This window comes from Lapillicoccus jejuensis (genome assembly GCF_006715055.1).
In the GTDB taxonomy this organism is placed as follows: domain Bacteria; phylum Actinomycetota; class Actinomycetes; order Actinomycetales; family Dermatophilaceae; genus Lapillicoccus; species Lapillicoccus jejuensis.
Genome location: NZ_VFMN01000001.1, coordinates 760,247 through 776,947, shown reverse-complemented (window position 1 = coordinate 776,947; position 16,701 = coordinate 760,247). Strand labels below are relative to the sequence as shown.

Genomic DNA, 16,701 nt, shown 5'->3' with positions numbered 1-16,701 from the left:
CGCCCCTCGTGGGCGGCCGCGCGGCTGACCTGGAAGGAGCCGGTGAGCCACCCGATGTCTGCCGACCCCACGTCCCGCCGGGACATCCCCGACGCGACCGTGGCCCGCCTGCCGGAGTACCTGCGCGCCCTGTCCGACGCGGCCGACCGCGGCGTCCTCTCGGTCTCCTCCGAGGAGCTCGCGACGGCGGCCGGGGTGCGACCCACGCAGCTGCGCAAGGATCTCAGCCACCTCGGGTCGTACGGCATCCGGGGGGTCGGGTACGACGTCGAGCACCTCGCCCTCGAGATCAGCCGGGCGCTCGGGCTCACCCAGGACTGGCCCGTCGCCATCGTCGGGATGGGCAACCTCGGCCGCGCGCTCGCGGCCTACAGCGGCTTCGCGACCGGCGGCTTCCACGTCGCCGCCCTCTTCGACGAGGACGCCGCGCTCGTCGGCACCCGGATCGGCGACGTGCTCGTCGAGCCCATGGCCGACCTGCCGCGGCTCGTCGCCGACCGCGGCGTCAGCATCGGCGTCATCGCCACCCCCGCCGGGTCGGCGCAGCAGGTCTGCGACACGCTGGTGCGCGCCGGCGTCCGGTCGGTGCTGAACTTCGCGCCGCTCGTGCTGTCGGTCCCCGGCGACGTCGACGTCCGCCGGGTCGACCTGTCCACCGAGCTGCACGTGCTGGCCTTCCACGAGCAGCGCAAGCAGCTGGCCGCCGGTCAGGGGCAGGACGTCGGCCACGGGGTAGGAGTAGGGCGATGAGCGTCCTCGTCATCGGGCTGTCGCACCGCACCGCGCCCCTCGAGCTGCTCGAGGCCGCGGCCACGACCGACGCCGCCGCGCTGGCCCGGCGGGTCGTCGCCGGCGAGGGCGTCGCCGAGGCCGTCGTCCTCAGCACCTGCAACCGGCTCGAGGTCTACGCCGAGGTCGTGACCTTCCACGGCGCCGTCGCGACGATCGGCGAGGCCCTGGCCCACGCCAGCGGCGCGGCCATCGGCGACCTCAGCCGCCACCTCTACGTCCACTACGAGGACCGCGCCGTCGCCCACGCCTTCACCGTCGCCTGCGGGCTGGACTCGATGGCCCTCGGCGAGGCGCAGGTGCTCGGGCAGCTGCGGTCGGCCCTGCGCACGGCACAGGGGTCCGGCACCGCCGGCCCGTCGCTCAACTCGCTCGTCCAGCAGGCGCTGCGGGTCGGCAAGCGCGCCCACGCCGAGACGGCCATCGACCAGGTGTCGCTCTCGCTCGTCGAGGCCGGGCTCGACGCCGCCGTCGAGCGGGTCGGCGCCCTCGGGCGCGCGGACGTGCTCGTCGTCGGCGCCGGCGGGATGAGCAGCCTCGCCGCCACGACCGTCGCCCGGCACGCCGCCGGCACCCTCACCGTCGTCAACCGCACGGCGGCCAAGGCGCAGCGGCTCGCGACGTCGCTCGACGCGCAGGCCCGGCCCTTCGGGGAGCTGCCCGACGCGCTGGCCGCGGCCGACGTCGTGGTCACCTCGACGGGGTCGCTCGGCCACCTGCTCACCCGCGACCTCGTCGCCGCCGCGACCGCCGGCCGCACCGAGCGCCCGCTCGTCCTGCTCGACCTCGCACTGCCCCGCGACGTCGAGCCCGCCGTCGCGGACCTGCCGGGGGTCACCGTCGTCGACCTCGACGGCCTCGGTCGGCGGATGGCCGGGGCGTCCACCTCCTCGCTGCCGCAGGTGCAGGCGGTGACCGACCTCGTCACCGCCGAGGTGGCGTCGTACCTCACCGGGCGGATGGCCCAGTCCGTCGTCCCCACCGTCGCCGCCCTGCGCTCGCGGGCGCACGGGGTGATGGACGCCGAGCTGTCCCGCCTCGACCAGCGGCTGCCCGACCTCGACGACCAGACCCGCGCGGAGGTGCACCGCGGTGTGCACCGCATCGTCGAGAAGCTGCTGCACACGCCGACGGTGCGTATCAAGGAGCTGACGAGCAACGGGCACGGCGGCGACTACGCGGCCGCCCTGCGCGAGCTCTTCGACCTCGACCCGCACGACGTCGCGTCGGTGTCCGCGCCGCCGACGGTGCCGGTCCCGGCCCCCGAGCCCGCCGCCGCCGCGCCCGACGGGGGAGGCGAGCGATGACCGTCCTGCGCCTCGGCACCCGCCGCAGCGCCCTCGCGACCACCCAGTCGTCGTGGGTCGCGGCCCGGCTGCGCGAGCTCGGCCACGAGGTCGAGCTCGTCGAGATCACCACCCACGGCGACACCAGCCGGGAGCACCTGACGACCATCGGCGGCACGGGCGTCTTCGCCGCGGCGATCCGCCGGGCGCTGCTGGACGGCGAGGTCGACCTGGCCGTCCACTCGCTCAAGGACCTGCCCACCGCGCCCGAGCCGGGGCTCGTCGTCGCTGCCGTCCCGGTGCGCGAGGACGTGCGCGACGCGCTCGTCGCCCGCGACGGGCTCACGCTCGGCGAGCTGCCCGCCGGGTCGCTCGTCGGCACCGGGTCACCGCGCCGCGCGGCGCAGCTGCGCGCCCTCGACCTCGGGCTCGACGTGCGGCCGGTGCGCGGCAACGTCGACACCCGCCTCGGGCTCGTCGCCTCCGGCCAGTACGACGCCGTCGTGCTCGCCCGGGCCGGGCTGGCCCGCCTCGAACGGCTCGACGAGGTCACCGAGACCCTCGACCCGCTCCAGGTGCTGCCCGCCGCCGGCCAGGGCGCCCTCGCGGTGGAGTGCCGCGAGGACGACGCCGACCTGCAGGCGGTCCTCGCCGCCCTCGACGACCCCGACACCCGGGCCGCCGTCACCGCCGAGCGCGCCCTGCTCGCCGCCCTCGAGGCCGGGTGCACCGCCCCCGTCGGCGCCCTCGCCGAGGTCGTCGAAGGCGAGGACGGAGCGGAGCTCTCGCTGCGCGCGGTCGTCGCCGCCCCCGACGGCAGCGCCGACCTGCGCCGCTCGCTCGTCGGCCCCCTGCGCGAGGCCGCGCCCCTGGCCGACGCCGGCGACCTCGGACGCCGGCTCGCCGCCGTCCTGCTCGAGGACGGCGCCGCCGACCTCACCGAGGGCCTCGCCGAGGAGCTCGCCGAGGAGCTCGTGGAGGGGCCCCTCGACGGCGAGCCACCGTCGCGACCAGCCGGGCTGCCGGACGGTGACCCGTCCGGTGGCGCCCCGCGAGACGTCCAGCCTGCACGACCCGACCAGCACCCGGAGCACGTGACGTGACCCCCAGCACCACCACCCCCACCGCCCGCAAGAGCGCCGCCCGCGGGACCCGACCCGGCCGGGTCGCGTTCGTCGGCGCCGGCCCCGGCGACCCCGGGCTGCTCACCCTGCGCGCCCGCGACCTCATCGCGGCCGCCGACGTCGTCGTCACCGACCAGATGCACCGCGACGAGCTGCTCGCCCGGCACGCCCGCGCCGACGTCGAGGTCGTCGACGCCGGTCACGGCGAGCACGGCGAGGAGCTGACCCGCGCCTCGCGCGCCAAGCTCCTCGTGCGCTGCGCGAAGCAGGTCGGCGAGCAGGGCCTCGTCGTCCGCCTCATGGACGGCGACCCGTCGATGTTCAACGGGCTCGCCGAGGAGGCGCAGGCGCTGCGCAAGGCGGACGTGCGCTACGACGTCGTGCCCGGCGTCACCGCGGTGACGGCCGTGCCGACGTACGCCGGCGTGCCCCTCACCTCGAAGGTGGCCACCGCCGTCCACGTCGTCAACGCCGCCGAGGCGCACCGCGACTGGACGCCCGGCGTCGCCGACCACGTCACCGTCGTCGTCCTCGGGATGCCCGAGACGCTGCGCGGGGCGCTCGCCGAGCTGCGCGCCGCCGGCCGGTCGCCGCAGACGCCGGTCGCGATCACCGAGCGCGGGACCACCACCGGGCAGACGACGATGGTCAGCACCCTCGGCGAGGTCGACGCGGTGCTGCACGGCACCTCGGTCGAGTTCCCGGCCCTGGCCGTCGTCGGCCCGACCGTCGCCATGCGCGACGAGCTGTCGTGGTTCGAGACCAAGCCGCTCTTCGGCTGGGAGGTGCTCGTGCCCCGGACCAAGGACCAGGCGGGCGCGACGATCGACCGCCTGGCGACGTACGGCGCCTCGGCGCAGGTCGTGCCGACGATCTCCGTCGAGCCGCCGCGCACGCCGCAGCAGATGGAGCGGGCCGTCAAGGGTCTGGTCACCGGTCGCTACGAGTGGGTCGGCTTCACGTCGGTCAACGCGGTGCGGGCGGTGCGCGAGAAGTTCGACGAGTTCGGGCTCGACGCGCGGGCCTTCTCCGGGCTGAAGATCGCCGCCGTCGGCGGGGTCACCGCCGAGGCGCTCAGGGCGTGGGGCATCGTCCCCGACCTCGTCCCCAGCGGCGAGCAGTCGGCGGGCGGGCTGCTGGCCGACTGGCCGGAGTACGACGCGCTGCTCGACCCGATCAACCGGGTCTTCCTGCCTCGGGCCGACATCGCGACCGACACCCTCGTCGCCGGTCTGGTGGAGATGGGCTGGGAGGTCGACGACGTGACGGCGTACCGGACCGTGCGCGCCGCCCCGCCGGCCGCCGAGGTCCGCGACGCGATCAAGTCCGGGCGCTTCGACGCCGTCGTCTTCACGTCGAGCTCGACGGTGCGCAACCTCGTCGGCATCGCCGGCAAGCCGCACCCGTCGACCGTCGTGGCCTGCATCGGCCCGGCGACCGCGAAGACCGCGCAGGAGCACGGGCTGCGGGTCGACGTCCTCGCTCCCGAGGCGTCGTCCGACGCGCTCGTCGACGCGCTCGCCGCGCACGGTCTCGGCCTCGCGGCCGCGGCCGCCGAGGCGGGCGAGCCGGTGCGCCGGCCCAGCGACAAGAAGCCGGCGAACCGGCGCAAGGCCAAGTGAGCACGCCGTACGGCGAGGGGTCGGGTCGCTCGATGACCCGACCGGTCGTGCGGCCGCGGCGGCTGCGGCAGTCTCCGGCGATGCGGGCGCTGGTCGCGGAGACGCGGCTGCACCCGCGCGACCTCGTGCTGCCCGTCTTCGTCAAGGAGGGCGCCACCGAGGTCACGCCGATCACCTCGATGCCGGGGGTCGTGCAGCACACGCTCGACTCGCTCGTCGACGTCGCGCGGCAGTGCGTCGCGGTCGGGGTCGGTGGGCTCATGGTCTTCGGCGTGCCGCGCGACGAGGGCAAGGACGCGGTCGGGTCGGGCGCGACCGAGGACGACGGGATCCTCAACGTCGCGCTGCGCCGGGTGCGCGAGGCGTGCGGCGACGACCTCGTCCTCATGGCCGACCTGTGCCTCGACGAGTTCACCGACCACGGGCACTGCGGCGTGCTCGACGAGCGCGGCCGCGTCGACAACGACGCGACGCTCGTGCGGTACGCCGACATGGCGGTGGCGCAGGCGCGCGCGGGGGCGCACGTCGTCGGGCCGAGCGGGATGATGGACGGCCAGGTCGCCGTCGTGCGCGAGGCGCTCGACGACGCCGGCTTCGAGGACGTCGTCGTGCTCGCCTACACGGCGAAGTACGCCTCGGGGTTCTTCGGGCCGTTCCGCGAGGCCGTGCAGAGCTCGCTCGAGGGCGACCGCGCGACGTACCAGCAGGACCCCGCCAACCTCACCGAGTCGCTGCGCGAGCTGCGTCTCGACCTCGAGGAGGGCGCCGACCTCGTCATGGTCAAGCCCGCGCTGCCGTACCTCGATGTCGTCGCCGCCGCCCGCGAGGTCGCCGACGTCCCCGTCGCCGCCTACCAGGTGTCGGGGGAGTACGCGATGATCGAGGCCGCCGCCGCCAACGGGTGGGTCGACCGCCGCCGCTGCGCCCTGGAGTCCCTGACCTCCATCAAGCGCGCCGGCGCGAGCGTGATCCTCACCTACTACGCCCTCGAGGCCGCCACCACCTGGCTCTGACAAGGATGCCTTCTTGCTTCTGAAGTGCCCGTTTTTGCTCTCGTGAGGGCCGATTGGGGCGCTTCAGAAGCAAGAAGTCGTCCTCCTAGGTGGGGCGAGGGCGTCTCCAGCCCGTACGGCGTGCCGGCTCGTCCACCGCTGTCCGCCAGCCGTGGCGAGACCGCTCGGCCGGGACGAACGTGCCGGAGAACGGGCGCGGGGTCCGTCCCAGCGCCCAGCGCACCCGATCCGCCCGTTCGACGAGCGGATCGGTCGGTGACCACCGGACGACCTCGAGGCCCAGCTCGGACAGCCGGTCCTGGCGCCGCTTCTCGTCCAGGACGATGCGGGCAGCGGACTCCGGGTCAGGCTTGGAGCCGTCGTACCGGCCCAGGTACTTGCCGGCGCCGTCGGCCTCACCGACGACGCCCTGCCCTCCCACAGCCCGTCGACGCGGGCGACGAAGCGCTCCCGGTGGTCCAGCACGGTGACCTGGTGCTGCGGCACCGGGATCCCGTCGAGCCACAGCTGGGTGAAGCTGACCGACTCGAACCAGCTCTCCCTCACGGGGTCGGCCAGCCACAGCCCGCAGTCGGCGACGCCGATCCACGGCCACCCCTTCTGGAACGCTCGCTCCCGCTCCAGGTCCGCCACCGTGACGGCACCGGAGGCCAACGCGGCGTCGACCAGGGCGACACCGTCCGCGAGGGGGAGGGTGCGCAGGCAGTCCACCACCGTGCGCCCGACGCTCGTGACGGTGAGCCCGTCGAGGTCCACGACGGCGGACGAGGACAGCGCGGCCGGCTCCAGGCGCGCGATCCCCCCGTTGGCGGTGCCGGTGTCGTGGTCGGTCGTCAGCGTGATGGTCGTCGGCAGCACCGACGGCACAGGCAGTCCGTGCGCCGCGGCCGCCGTCAGGTGGCTGACGACGCCCCAGGGGCGCTGACGCTGGGCGGCCCGCGCCAGCACGAGGTGCTGCGCGAGGGGCGGGGTCGCGTCCCAGGCGGCGGTCACGACGTAGTGCCCGGGAGCCAGGCGTCGGACGTGGCCGCCCGCGACCGCGCGGCGCAGGACCTTGGCCGAGAGGCCCGCCGCGGCGGCGTCGGCCGACGTGAATAGCGTCCCCAAAGAGGCGAGGGGGGCGTCGAGATCGATCACCGTCCGCAGCGTGGCCGCGCCGGGGCGGGCGCTGATCGCCGCGGTCGGCAACCTGTGGACGACGTCGTACGGGCCGGGGCCTGTGGACGACGCGACCGCCGCGCGCTCGGCGCGAAGCCCGGCGCCGTCCAGAGACGACTTCTTGCTTCCGACCTGCCCGAACCGGGTCTGAACGGCGTGAGGACGGGCACATTAAGAGCAAGAAGTCGTCCCGGGAGACGGGAGCGGCCGCGCCGTCCAGGGGGTGACGACGCGGCCGCGGCCGAGGGGGTACGACGCCGCGGGGCGCCGTACGGGCGATGGGACCGTCAGGCGGTCTTGAGCAGCTGGATGTCGAGGGTGATCTTGATCTTCTCGGAGACGAGGACGCCGCCGCCCTCGAGGGCCGCGTTCCAGTTCAGGCCCCAGTCCTTGCGGTTGATGTCCGCGGTGGCCTCGAAGCCGGCCTTGGTGTTGCCCCACGGGTCGGTCTGGACGCCGTTGAACTCCAGGTCGAAGGTCACCGGGTGGGTGATGCCCTTGATGGTGAGGTCGCCGACCAGCTCGTCGTCGGAGACCGAGGTCGAGACGAAGGTCATCTCCTCGTTGTTCTCGACGTCGAAGAAGTCGGGGCTCTTGAGGTGGCCGTCGCGGTCGGCGGAGCCGGTGTCGACGGAGGCGAGCTTGGCGGCGGCGGTGACCTTCGAGCCGGAGACCGGGTCGGCGACCTCGACGGTGCCGGTGAAGTCGGCGAACTTGCCGCGCACCTTGCTCACCATGAGGTGGCGGGCGGTGAAGCCGAGCTCGGAGTGGGCCGGGTCGACGGTCCAGGTGCCGGCGGGCAGGTCGTTGATGCTGGTCATGGGAGCTCCCGAAGGTCGAGGTGGGTGGGTGTGAGGTCCGTGGTCCGACGGGCCGGGCTCGCTAGCCTGGCGGCGACTTGACACTCCGTCGAACTCAGTTGAACATTAAATCATTCCGCCCCGGCCCACAAGTCGGCGATCACGACGACGGAGGTCCCCATGACCCAGCCCACCACCGCCCTCCCGACGACCCGCTGGCTCGACACCGACGAGCAGCGCGCCTGGCGGGCCTACCTGCGCGGCACCCGGATGCTCGAGGAGGCGCTCGACCGCGACCTGCAGGCGCACGGCCTGCAGCTGAGCGAGTACGAGATCATCTCGATGCTCAGCGAGACCCCCGGCGGCCGCCTGCGGATGTCCGAGCTCGCCGACATCGTCGTCCAGTCGCGCAGCCGCCTCACCCACACCGCCACCCGCCTCGAGAAGCGCGGCTGGGTCGTGCGCCAGCCGTGCGAGAGCGACCGCCGCGGCGTCGAGCTCGTGCTCACCGACACCGGTCGCGACGTCATCGCCGACGCGGCGTCGGCGCACGTCGCGAGCGTGCGGCGGCACCTCGTCGACGTCATGAGCACCGAGGAGTTCGCCGCCCTCGGCGTCGCGATGGACAAGGTCGTCACCGCCGCCCCGGACACCGACCGCTGCTCCGAGGGCGCCTGACCGACCCGCCCGTACGGCGCCCGCCGACCCGCCGCTGTGCGGTCGGTCACCCCGGGTGCCCGCCCCGCACCGTGCTCACAGTGGGTCTTGCGACAATGGACCCATGACCACACCGGTGACGTCCGACCAGACCGCACCGGCCCCGTCGTACCCGATGGACGCCCCGGCCTCGCAGGCGCTGTTCGAGCGGGCCCAGCAGGTGATCCCCGGCGGGGTCAACTCACCCGTCCGCGCGTTCCGCGCCGTCGGCGGCACCCCGCGCTTCGTGGCCTCGGCGCAGGGCCCGTGGCTGACCGACGCCGACGGCCGCCGCTACGTCGACCTCATCTGCTCGTGGGGCCCGATGATCCTCGGGCACGCGCACCCGGACGTGCTGGCGGCGGTCACCGACGCGGCCACCCGCGGCTTCAGCTTCGGGACGCCCAGCGAGAACGAGGTCGCCCTCGCCGAGGAGATCGTCTCCCGCGTCGACCCGGTCGAGGAGGTGCGGCTGGTCAACTCGGGCACCGAGGCGACGATGACCGCGATCCGCCTCGCCCGCGGCGCGACGAACCGCTCGGTCGTCGTGAAGTTCGCCGGCTGCTACCACGGCCACGTCGACGCGCTGCTCGCCGCCGCCGGCTCCGGTATCGCGACCTTCGGCCTGCCCGACTCGGCCGGGGTGCCGGCCAGCGCCGCCGCCGAGACCATCGTGCTGCCCTACAACGACGTCGCCGCCCTCGAGGCCGCGTTCGCCGCCCGGGGCGACGAGATCGCCTGCGTCATCACCGAGGCCTCGCCGGGCAACATGGGCGTCGTCCCGCCGCTGCCCGGCTTCACCGAGGCGCTGCGCCGGGTCACCCGCGCGCACGGCGCGCTGCTCATCTCCGACGAGGTGATGACCGGCTTCCGCTGCTCGCGCTCGGGCTGGTACGGCCTCGAGGGCCCGTACGACGGCGGCGCCCCCGACCTGTTCACCTTCGGCAAGGTCATGGGCGGCGGCTTCCCGGCGGCGGCCTTCGGCGGCCGCCGCGACCTCATGGCCCTGCTGTCGCCGACCGGCCCCGTCTACCAGGCGGGCACCCTCTCGGGGAACCCGGTCGCCACCGCGGCCGGCCTGGCCACGTTGCGCGGGTGCACCGACGAGGTCTACGCGCGGCTCGACGTCGTCTCGCAGGCCATCGCCGGCGGCGCGTCCGACGCGCTCGCCGCCGCCGGCGTCCCGCACCGGGTGCAGTGGGCCGGCTCGATGTTCAGCGTCTTCTTCCGCGACGCCCCGGTGACGTCGTACGACGACGCGAAGGCGCAGGACACCGAGGCCTTCCGGGCCTTCTTCCACGCGATGCTCAGCCGGGGCGTGCACCTGCCGCCGAGCGCCTACGAGGCGTGGTTCGTCAGCGCGTCCCACGACGACGCGGCGGTCGAGCACGTGCTCGCCGCGCTGCCCGAGGCGGCCCGGGCCGCCGCGGCGGTGAGCGGGTCGTGAGCACCCGCACCGTCGTCCACCTGCTGCGGCACGGCGAGGTCGACAACCCCCGGGGCGTGCTCTACGGGCGGCTGCCCGGCTACCACCTCAGCGAGCTCGGCGCCCGGATGGCGCAGGTCGTCGCCGACCACCTGGCCGCGCACGACGTCACGGTCCTGCTCGCCTCGCCGCTGGAGCGCGCGCAGGAGACGGCGGCGCCGCTCGCTCAGGCGCTCGACCTGCCCGTCGGCTCCGACCCGCGGCTCATCGAGGCGGGGAACTGGTTCGAGGGCAAGCAGTTCGGTGTCGGTGCCGGCTCGCTCGCGCGGCCGGGCACGTGGCCACGGCTCGTCAACCCGTTCAAGCCCAGCTGGGGCGAGCCCTACGAGGAGATCGCCGAGCGGATGCTCGCCGCCGTCGCCGACGCGCGCGAGGCCGCCCGTGGTCACGAGGCCGTCCTCGTCTCGCACCAGCTGCCGGTGTGGACCGCCCGTCGCCGCGTCGAGAGGAAGCACCTGTGGCACGACCCCCGCTCGCGCGAGTGCACGCTCGCCTCGCTGACGTCGCTCGAGTACGCCGACGACGACCTGCGCTCGGTGACCTACAGCGAGCCCGCGGCGGCCCTGCTGCCGCGGGCGGCGACGACGGCGGGCGCATGAGCGGCCTCCTCGGCGTCCGTACGACGCGCCGCGGCCTCGGCGCGCTCGTCGCCGGCGCCCTCGCGCTGGGGCTCGCCGCCTGCACCGACGACCCGAACTCCGTGGCGGCCCAGGCCAAGGCGGGCGACAACAAGGGCTTCGTCGCCGGCGACGGCAGCGTCGAGCAGCTGACCGCCGGCCAGCGCGGACCGGCCGTCCAGCTGTCCGGGACGACGGTGACCGGCGGCTCGTGGTCGATGGCGAAGGAGGGCGACGGCAAGGTCGTCGTCGTCAACGTGTGGGGGACCTGGTGCGGGCCGTGCACCGAGGAGCTGCCGCACCTGCAGTCGGCGTGGTCGGCCTACGAGAAGGCCGGCAAGGACGTCGTCTTCGTCGGCATCGACACCCGGGAGTCGTCCGCGACCGGAGCCGCGTACCTGCAGCGGCTCGGCGTCACCTACCCCTCGATCAACGACCAGGCCAGCAGCGGCCAGCCGATGCTCGCGCTGCAGGGCAAGGCGACCGCCACCCCGACGACGCTCGTCCTGGACCGGCAGGGCCGGATCGCCGCCCGCGTCCTCGGCGGCACCTCGCAGTCGACCCTCACCGGCGTCGTCGACGACGTCCTGGCCGAGAAGGCCTGAGGCCGTGGGCCCCGGCGGGACGATCGCGAGCGGCGCGCTGCCGCTGGCGGTGCTCGTCGCGCTCGCGGCCGGGTTCGTCTCCTTCGCCTCGCCGTGCGTGCTGCCGCTCGTGCCCGGCTTCCTCGGCTACGTCACCGGCCTCGGTGACGCGACGCTCGAGCAGCGCCGGCGCTCACGGCTCGTCCTCGGGGCGCTGCTCTTCGTCCTCGGCTTCACGCTCGTCTTCCTCGCCCTCTTCGTCGTCGCGTCGGCGGTCGGCTACGCGCTGCGCGACCACCTCGACGTGCTCACGCGCGTCGGTGGCGGGGTCGTCCTGGTCCTCGCGCTCGTCTTCCTGGGAATGGGGTCGCGGTGGGGGGCGCAGCGCACGCTCGCGCCCCGCTGGCGCGCGCCGGCCGGGCTGCTCGGGGCACCGGTCCTCGGCGCCGTCTTCGCCCTCGGGTGGGCGCCGTGCACCGGTCCCACCCTCGCCGCGATCCTCGCGCTCCAGCCGCTGGCCGCCGGGGCGGGCGTCGTCGGACGGGGGGTCGTCCTCGCCGTCGCCTACTCGCTCGGGCTCGGCCTGCCCTTCCTCGCCATCGCCGCCGGGTGGGCGCGGATGGGCAAGGCGTCGTGGATCCGGCGGCACCAGAAGGGGATCCACCTGTTCGGCGGCGCGCTCCTGCTCGTGCTGGGGCTGCTCATGGTCACCGGCACCTGGACCGAGGTGACGACCTGGGTCCAGGCGCACCTCGTCGGCACCTTCGAGACGGCGCTGTGAGGCGGTCATGACGAGCACGTCGACGCGCGGCTCCACCGCACCGTCCTCCGGGGGCCCTCCCGGGGGCGCCGTACCGCCGCGGGAGCCGATCACCCAGCCCCGGCTCGGACCGCTGGGGTGGCTGCGCTGGGCCTGGCGCCAGCTGACGTCGATGCGCACCGCGCTCTTCCTGCTGCTCCTGCTGTCGGTCGCCGCGGTGCCGGGGTCGATCTTCCCGCAGCGCGACATCGACGCCGTCCGGGTCACCGACTACCTCGACGCACACCGCACCCTCGGTCCGGTCCTCGACGCGATGGGGTTCTTCGACGTCTACGCCTCGCCGTGGTTCGCCTCGATCTACCTGCTGCTCGTCGTCTCGCTGCTCGGCTGCATCATCCCCCGCAGCCGGCTGCACTGGCGGGCGCTGCGCTCGCGGCCGCCGCGGGCGCCGCGGCGGCTGGAGCGGCTCGACGACCACGTGCGGTTCGAGCTGGACGGCACCCCCGACGAGGCGCTCGAGCAGGCCCGCACGCTGCTGAGGAGCCGGCGCTACCGGGTCGAGGTGCGCGACGGCGCCGTGTCGGCCGAGAGCGGCTACCTGCGCGAGACCGGCAACCTCGTCTTCCACGTCGCGCTCTGCGCGGTCATCGTCGGCGTCGCCATCAGCCACCTCTTCGGCTGGCGCGGCGACGTCATCGTCAGCGAGGGCGACACCTTCGCCAGCAGCGTGTCGTCGTACAACACCGTCTCTCCGGCGCCGCTGACCGACCTGTCGTCGATCCCGCCGTTCTCCATCGCGCTGAGGAAGCTCGAGGTCCGCTTCGAGGAGCAGGTGCGCGGGGCCCAGTTCGGCGCGCCGCGCGAGTTCACCGCGTACGTCGACACGACGCAGCAGCCCGGGCAGAAGCCGGTCGCGGAGACCATCAGCCCCAACCACCCGGTCACCCTCGACGGCGTCGACGTCTTCCTCCTCGGCAACGGCTACTCGCCCGTCATCACCGTGCGCGACGCCAAGGGGGAGGTGCTCTACAGCCAGCCGACGCCGTTCCTCGCCCAGGACAACAACTACACGTCGACCGGCGCGGTCAAGGTCAACGCCGCGTCGCCGCAGCAGCTCGGCTTCAGCGGGGTCTTCACCCCGACCGCCGACGAGACCTTCGCCAACGGGCCGCAGTCGCGCTTCCCCGACCTGCTCGACCCCGAGCTCGTCATGTCGGTGTGGGAGGGCGACCTGTTCCCCGGCGGCCGGCCGCAGTCGGTCTACTCGCTCGACACGAGCGGGCTCACGGAGGTCCCCAACGCGCAGGGCAAGCCGCTGCTGCTGCGGCTCAAGCCCGGCCAGACCGTGCAGCTGCCCGGCGGCCGCGGGACGGTGACCTTCGACAAGGTCGACCGGTGGGCCGGGCTCTCGGCCCGGGTCGACCCCGGCAAGGGCCCCACCCTCGTGGCGTCCCTCGCCGCCCTGCTCGGGCTGCTCGGCTCGCTGCTCGTGCGCCGCCGGCGCGTCTTCGTCCGGGCCGAGCCCGCACCCACGACGACGGCCGGGACGATAACCGGGACGACGACCGGGACCGACTCGACTCCCGACCCCCCAGCCCGACCACGTACCGTGGTCACCATCGGCGGGCTGGCCAAGAACGCCGACCCGGGCCTGCGCCCGATGCTGGCCGGCCTGCGCGACGAGCTCTCCGAAGGACGGAACCATGTTCGCTGAGGTCCTCACCGCCACCCCGGCGGTCGACGTCGACCCGACCGTGTCCACGACGCTGGTCGGGTACTCCAACCTCGCCCTCTACTCGGCGATGGCCGTCTTCACCATCGCCATGCTGCTCTTCGCCGCGCACCTCGCGGCGCTCGGGCCGGAGCGGGTCGAGCGCAGCGCCGCCGGGTCGCGCGGGAGCACCCGGCGCCGCAGCCGCGAGCTGGTGGGGGCGGGGGCTCCCACCGACGGGCCGTCGCAGGACGCCGTACGGGCGGGGGAGGGGGACGACGACGGGATGGTCGCCGCCGAGCCGTCGCCGCGCGCCCGCAAGAGCGCGGGTACGGCGCTCACGGTCACCTACCTCGGGACGGCGCTCGTCGTCGCGTCCGTGGTGCTGCGCGGGGTCGCGGTGATGCGCCCGCCGTGGGGCAACATGTTCGAGTTCGCGGTGGCCGGCGCCGCCGCCGTCGCGGTCGTCTACAGCGCGCTGGCCAAGCGCAACAAGTGGGAGTGGCTCGGCCTCTTCGTCGTCGGGCCGGTCCTGCTGACCCTCGGCCTCGCGCTCTTCGCGTTCTACACCGAGGCCGCCGAGCTCGTCCCGGCGCTGCGCAGCGTGTGGCTGGTCATCCACGTCACCGTCGCCATCCTCGCCATCGGCGTGATGACCATCGGGTTCTCGCTCGGGATCGTCTACCTGGCCAAGAAGCGGCGCGAGGAGAAGGGGATGGGCAAGGGCAGCTTCCTCGAGACGCTGCCGTCGGCCGCCCGGCTCGAGCGCACCGCCTACGGGTGGAACATGGTCGGCTTCATCCTGTGGACCTTCACCCTCATCGCCGGCGCGATCTGGGCGCAGAAGGCGTGGAGCACCTACTGGTCGTGGGACCCCAAGGAGGTGTGGACCTTCGTCATCTGGGTCATCTACGCGGCCTACATGCACGCCCGCGCGACCGCCGGCTGGGAGCCGCGCAAGGCGACCTGGATCGCCCTCGCCGGCTACGTCTGCGTGCTGCTCAACTTCACCGTCGTCAACCTCTACGCGTCCGGCCTGCACAGCTACTCGGGGCTGAAGTGACCGACGAGACCACGCCCGAGGGCGGGATGCCGCCCCGCAAGCCGCCGGTCGGTGGCGTCGTCGTGCGCTACACCCTGCTGCGGCTGCTGATCTTCTTCGGCTTCCTCATCCTCTTCTGGCTGCTCGGCCTGCGCTCGGAGGCGCAGCAGCCGTGGCTGCTCGTCCTCGCCGCCGTCGCCTCGGCCGCCGTCTCGTTCTTCTTCCTGCGCCGCGACCGCGACGTCATGACCGACGCCCTCGCCACCCGGGCCGAGCGGCGTTCCGAGCGGCGCCGGGTCCAGGGCGAGGACGAGGACGCCGAGGACGCCGAGCTCGACCGCTGACCGAACACAGGAAACCCCACGTCCTCCAGGCTCCTGCTTAGCCGGATCGTGGGGTTTCGTGTGTCCGGTCGGCTCAGAGGGGGAGTCGCAGCGACGGGACCTCCTGGAAGCACCCGGTGAAGCGGACGGCCGAGCCCGTACGACGTCGCGCGGTCACCTCGCTGCGCACCCCACCGCCCCGGTGCAGCAGGTCGTCGAGCCCGAACCGGACCCGTTCCAGGCCCAGGTTGCCCAGCCGGTCGTAGCGGGCCTTCTCCTCGTCCCACCGCCGTTCGGGCTGCACAGCCCCGTCCGTCCCCGGCAACGCGTACTTGGCCTTGCCGTCGAGCTCGAGCACCGTCGCCTGGCCCGGCCACCCGCCGTCGACCCGGGCGACGAAACGACCCTCCGCGTCGACCACCACCAGCTGGGGGACCGCCGGGTCGAGGCCCCACTCGTCGAAGAGCACCGCGGCGTAGGACTCGAGCCAGGACTCCCGGCGACCGTCGACGAGCGGGACGGACACGGCCGCGAACCGCCGCCGACCGGTCCAGTGGCGCATCTCGGAGAGGACGTCGGCGACCTGCCCGGGCCTGGTCAACCCGCGGTGCAGCGCGGCATCGGCGACGGGGACGCTCACCCGGGGCGGGAAGGAGACGAGGCAGTCGGCGACCGTCCGGGCAGCGCTGGTGACGAGCACCCCGGCGACGGAGTCCAGTGACGGCTCGACCGAGTCGGCGTGGTGGACGCGGACCCGGCCCGTGGTGACGCGAGTCCGGTCGGCACCGCGCAGACGGAGCAGATGCACCTCGTGCACCCCCCCGAGAGGCAGCGGCAGTCCCCACACGGCCGCCGCGGACAGGTGGCTCGCGGCGACGGTGTCGTCGCGGTCGGCGAGGACCGCGCCGAGCAGCGCGACGTGATGCGTGCCCCGCTCGTGCGGAGCGGACTGGCCCGGCAGCCGGTAGACGCCCCGCCGTACCCGCACCAGGCGGCCCCGCGCCACCGCCCGGGTGAGCCTCGCCTCGGTGAGGCCGGCCTTGAGCGCGTCCGCGGTGGTGAAGCAGGTGGGCAGCTCCGGCAGGTGCATCGCTCCACGGTGCACGCGGTCGGCGCCGGCGCGCGCCTCCGCGGGCCGGGCCTGTGGACGACATCTGGCCGGTACCCCCTGTGGACAGGTCACCCCAACCCCAACCGGACACAGGAAACCCCGCGTCCGAAGCGCCACCGCGACGGGCAGATGTGGGGTTTCCTGTGTCTGGTCGACGAAGGCGAGGAACTGATGAGCGGATGGGTGTGGCGCGGGCCCCGAGCCTGGCTGCCGTGGGGACGTCTCCTCCTCCTGGCGGCCGTCGTCAACCTCGGCGTGCTGGCCCTGGTGGTCGCGCTGACGACGCGGCTCGGGTTCGCGCCGGCGGCCCCAGGAGCATCGGGAGGTGACCCACCCGGGTTCCTGTGGGGGTTCTGGCACGGGCTGCTGCTGCCGATCGCCTTCGTGGTCTCCCTGTTCCGCCCGTCGGTCGGCCTCGACGCCTCCGTCCACGACGGGCACGCGTACGACACCGGCTTCCTCCTCGGCGCGTTCGTCATCCTGCACTGGCCGTTCGCGCGGGTGACCCGGACGGTCCACCACCACCACCACCACCACGACTGGACACAGGAAACCCCACGTCCGCCGTGACCGTAGCCC

17 protein-coding genes are annotated in these 16,701 nt (G+C 74.3%); 14 read left to right on the top strand and 3 right to left on the bottom strand.

The genetic code is table 11. The annotated features are described in order from the left end of the window. Window positions 1-54: 54 nt before the first annotated feature. Genes FB458_RS03770 through hemB form a run of 5 tightly spaced genes read left to right on the top strand, consistent with a single transcriptional unit; the run spans window position 55 to window position 5,834 of the window. Entirely contained in the window at window positions 55-750 is a 696-nt protein-coding gene (locus FB458_RS03770) for a redox-sensing transcriptional repressor Rex (protein ID WP_141850309.1), read from the top strand. Next, a complete protein-coding gene (locus FB458_RS03765) occupies window positions 747-2,096 on the top strand; it encodes a glutamyl-tRNA reductase (protein WP_141846901.1) in 1,350 nt (449 codons plus the stop codon). Before FB458_RS03770 ends, FB458_RS03765 begins: the two co-directional genes overlap by 4 nt. Further along, entirely contained in the window at window positions 2,093-3,178 is a 1,086-nt protein-coding gene (hemC, locus tag FB458_RS03760; protein ID WP_141846899.1) for a hydroxymethylbilane synthase, read from the top strand. Before FB458_RS03765 ends, hemC begins: the two co-directional genes overlap by 4 nt. Beyond that, the gene (locus FB458_RS03755) at window positions 3,175-4,821 is read left to right on the top strand and encodes a bifunctional uroporphyrinogen-III C-methyltransferase/uroporphyrinogen-III synthase (RefSeq protein ID WP_141846896.1); all 1,647 of its coding nucleotides are present in this window, start codon (window positions 3,175-3,177) and stop codon (window positions 4,819-4,821) included. The genes hemC and FB458_RS03755 overlap by 4 nt, the downstream gene beginning before the upstream one ends. Window positions 4,822-4,853: 32 nt before the next feature. After that, window positions 4,854-5,834 (top strand): porphobilinogen synthase, encoded by a 981-nt coding sequence (hemB, locus tag FB458_RS03750; RefSeq protein WP_141850308.1) that lies wholly within the window; start codon window positions 4,854-4,856, stop codon window positions 5,832-5,834. Window positions 5,835-5,897: 63 nt separating this feature from the next. Here hemB and FB458_RS03745 read toward each other — a convergent pair whose 3' ends face one another. After that, the gene (locus FB458_RS03745; RefSeq protein ID WP_170185557.1) at window positions 5,898-6,971 is read right to left on the bottom strand and encodes a type IV toxin-antitoxin system AbiEi family antitoxin domain-containing protein; all 1,074 of its coding nucleotides are present in this window, start codon (window positions 6,969-6,971) and stop codon (window positions 5,898-5,900) included. Window positions 6,972-7,279: 308 nt separating this feature from the next. Then, on the bottom strand, window positions 7,280-7,813 hold the full coding sequence (locus FB458_RS03740) for a YceI family protein (protein WP_141846892.1): 534 nt from the start codon (window positions 7,811-7,813) through the stop codon (window positions 7,280-7,282). Window positions 7,814-7,972: 159 nt separating this feature from the next. On the opposite strand from FB458_RS03740, the gene FB458_RS03735 reads away from it, so the two are divergent. The 8 genes from FB458_RS03735 (at window position 7,973) to FB458_RS03700 (ending at window position 15,032) form a co-directional block, all read left to right on the top strand. Next, window positions 7,973-8,470: a MarR family winged helix-turn-helix transcriptional regulator gene (locus FB458_RS03735; protein WP_141846890.1), complete on the top strand. Its 498-nt coding sequence runs from the start codon at window positions 7,973-7,975 to the stop codon at window positions 8,468-8,470. A 154-nt stretch (window positions 8,471-8,624) separates the two neighbouring features. Continuing rightward, window positions 8,625-9,935 (top strand): glutamate-1-semialdehyde 2,1-aminomutase, encoded by a 1,311-nt coding sequence (hemL, locus tag FB458_RS03730; protein ID WP_141850307.1) that lies wholly within the window; start codon window positions 8,625-8,627, stop codon window positions 9,933-9,935. Next, the gene (locus FB458_RS03725) at window positions 9,932-10,573 is read left to right on the top strand and encodes a histidine phosphatase family protein (protein WP_141846888.1); all 642 of its coding nucleotides are present in this window, start codon (window positions 9,932-9,934) and stop codon (window positions 10,571-10,573) included. Before hemL ends, FB458_RS03725 begins: the two co-directional genes overlap by 4 nt. Next, on the top strand, window positions 10,570-11,196 hold the full coding sequence (locus FB458_RS03720) for a TlpA family protein disulfide reductase (protein WP_141846886.1): 627 nt from the start codon (window positions 10,570-10,572) through the stop codon (window positions 11,194-11,196). The genes FB458_RS03725 and FB458_RS03720 overlap by 4 nt, the downstream gene beginning before the upstream one ends. Before the next feature lie 4 nt (window positions 11,197-11,200). Beyond that, window positions 11,201-11,956, top strand: coding sequence for a cytochrome c biogenesis CcdA family protein (locus FB458_RS03715; protein WP_141846884.1), 756 nt, complete (start codon window positions 11,201-11,203; stop codon window positions 11,954-11,956). A 7-nt stretch (window positions 11,957-11,963) separates the two neighbouring features. Beyond that, complete coding sequence (gene resB / locus FB458_RS03710) at window positions 11,964-13,649, top strand: cytochrome c biogenesis protein ResB (RefSeq protein WP_141846882.1); 1,686 nt, start codon at window positions 11,964-11,966, stop codon at window positions 13,647-13,649. Next, window positions 13,639-14,709 carry a c-type cytochrome biogenesis protein CcsB gene (ccsB, locus tag FB458_RS03705; protein WP_141846880.1) on the top strand — a complete coding sequence of 357 codons (1,071 nt, stop codon included), beginning with the start codon at window positions 13,639-13,641 and terminating at the stop codon, window positions 14,707-14,709. The genes resB and ccsB overlap by 11 nt, the downstream gene beginning before the upstream one ends. Further along, window positions 14,706-15,032 (top strand): DUF4229 domain-containing protein, encoded by a 327-nt coding sequence (locus FB458_RS03700; protein ID WP_246061047.1) that lies wholly within the window; start codon window positions 14,706-14,708, stop codon window positions 15,030-15,032. The genes ccsB and FB458_RS03700 overlap by 4 nt, the downstream gene beginning before the upstream one ends. A 73-nt stretch (window positions 15,033-15,105) precedes the next feature. Here FB458_RS03700 and FB458_RS03695 read toward each other — a convergent pair whose 3' ends face one another. Continuing rightward, window positions 15,106-16,101: a type IV toxin-antitoxin system AbiEi family antitoxin domain-containing protein gene (locus FB458_RS03695; RefSeq protein WP_141846878.1), complete on the bottom strand. Its 996-nt coding sequence runs from the start codon at window positions 16,099-16,101 to the stop codon at window positions 15,106-15,108. Window positions 16,102-16,293: 192 nt separating this feature from the next. Between FB458_RS03695 and FB458_RS03690 the strand changes: the two genes are divergently transcribed. Next, window positions 16,294-16,692: a hypothetical protein gene (locus FB458_RS03690; protein WP_141846876.1), complete on the top strand. Its 399-nt coding sequence runs from the start codon at window positions 16,294-16,296 to the stop codon at window positions 16,690-16,692. Window positions 16,693-16,701: the final 9 nt, after the last annotated feature.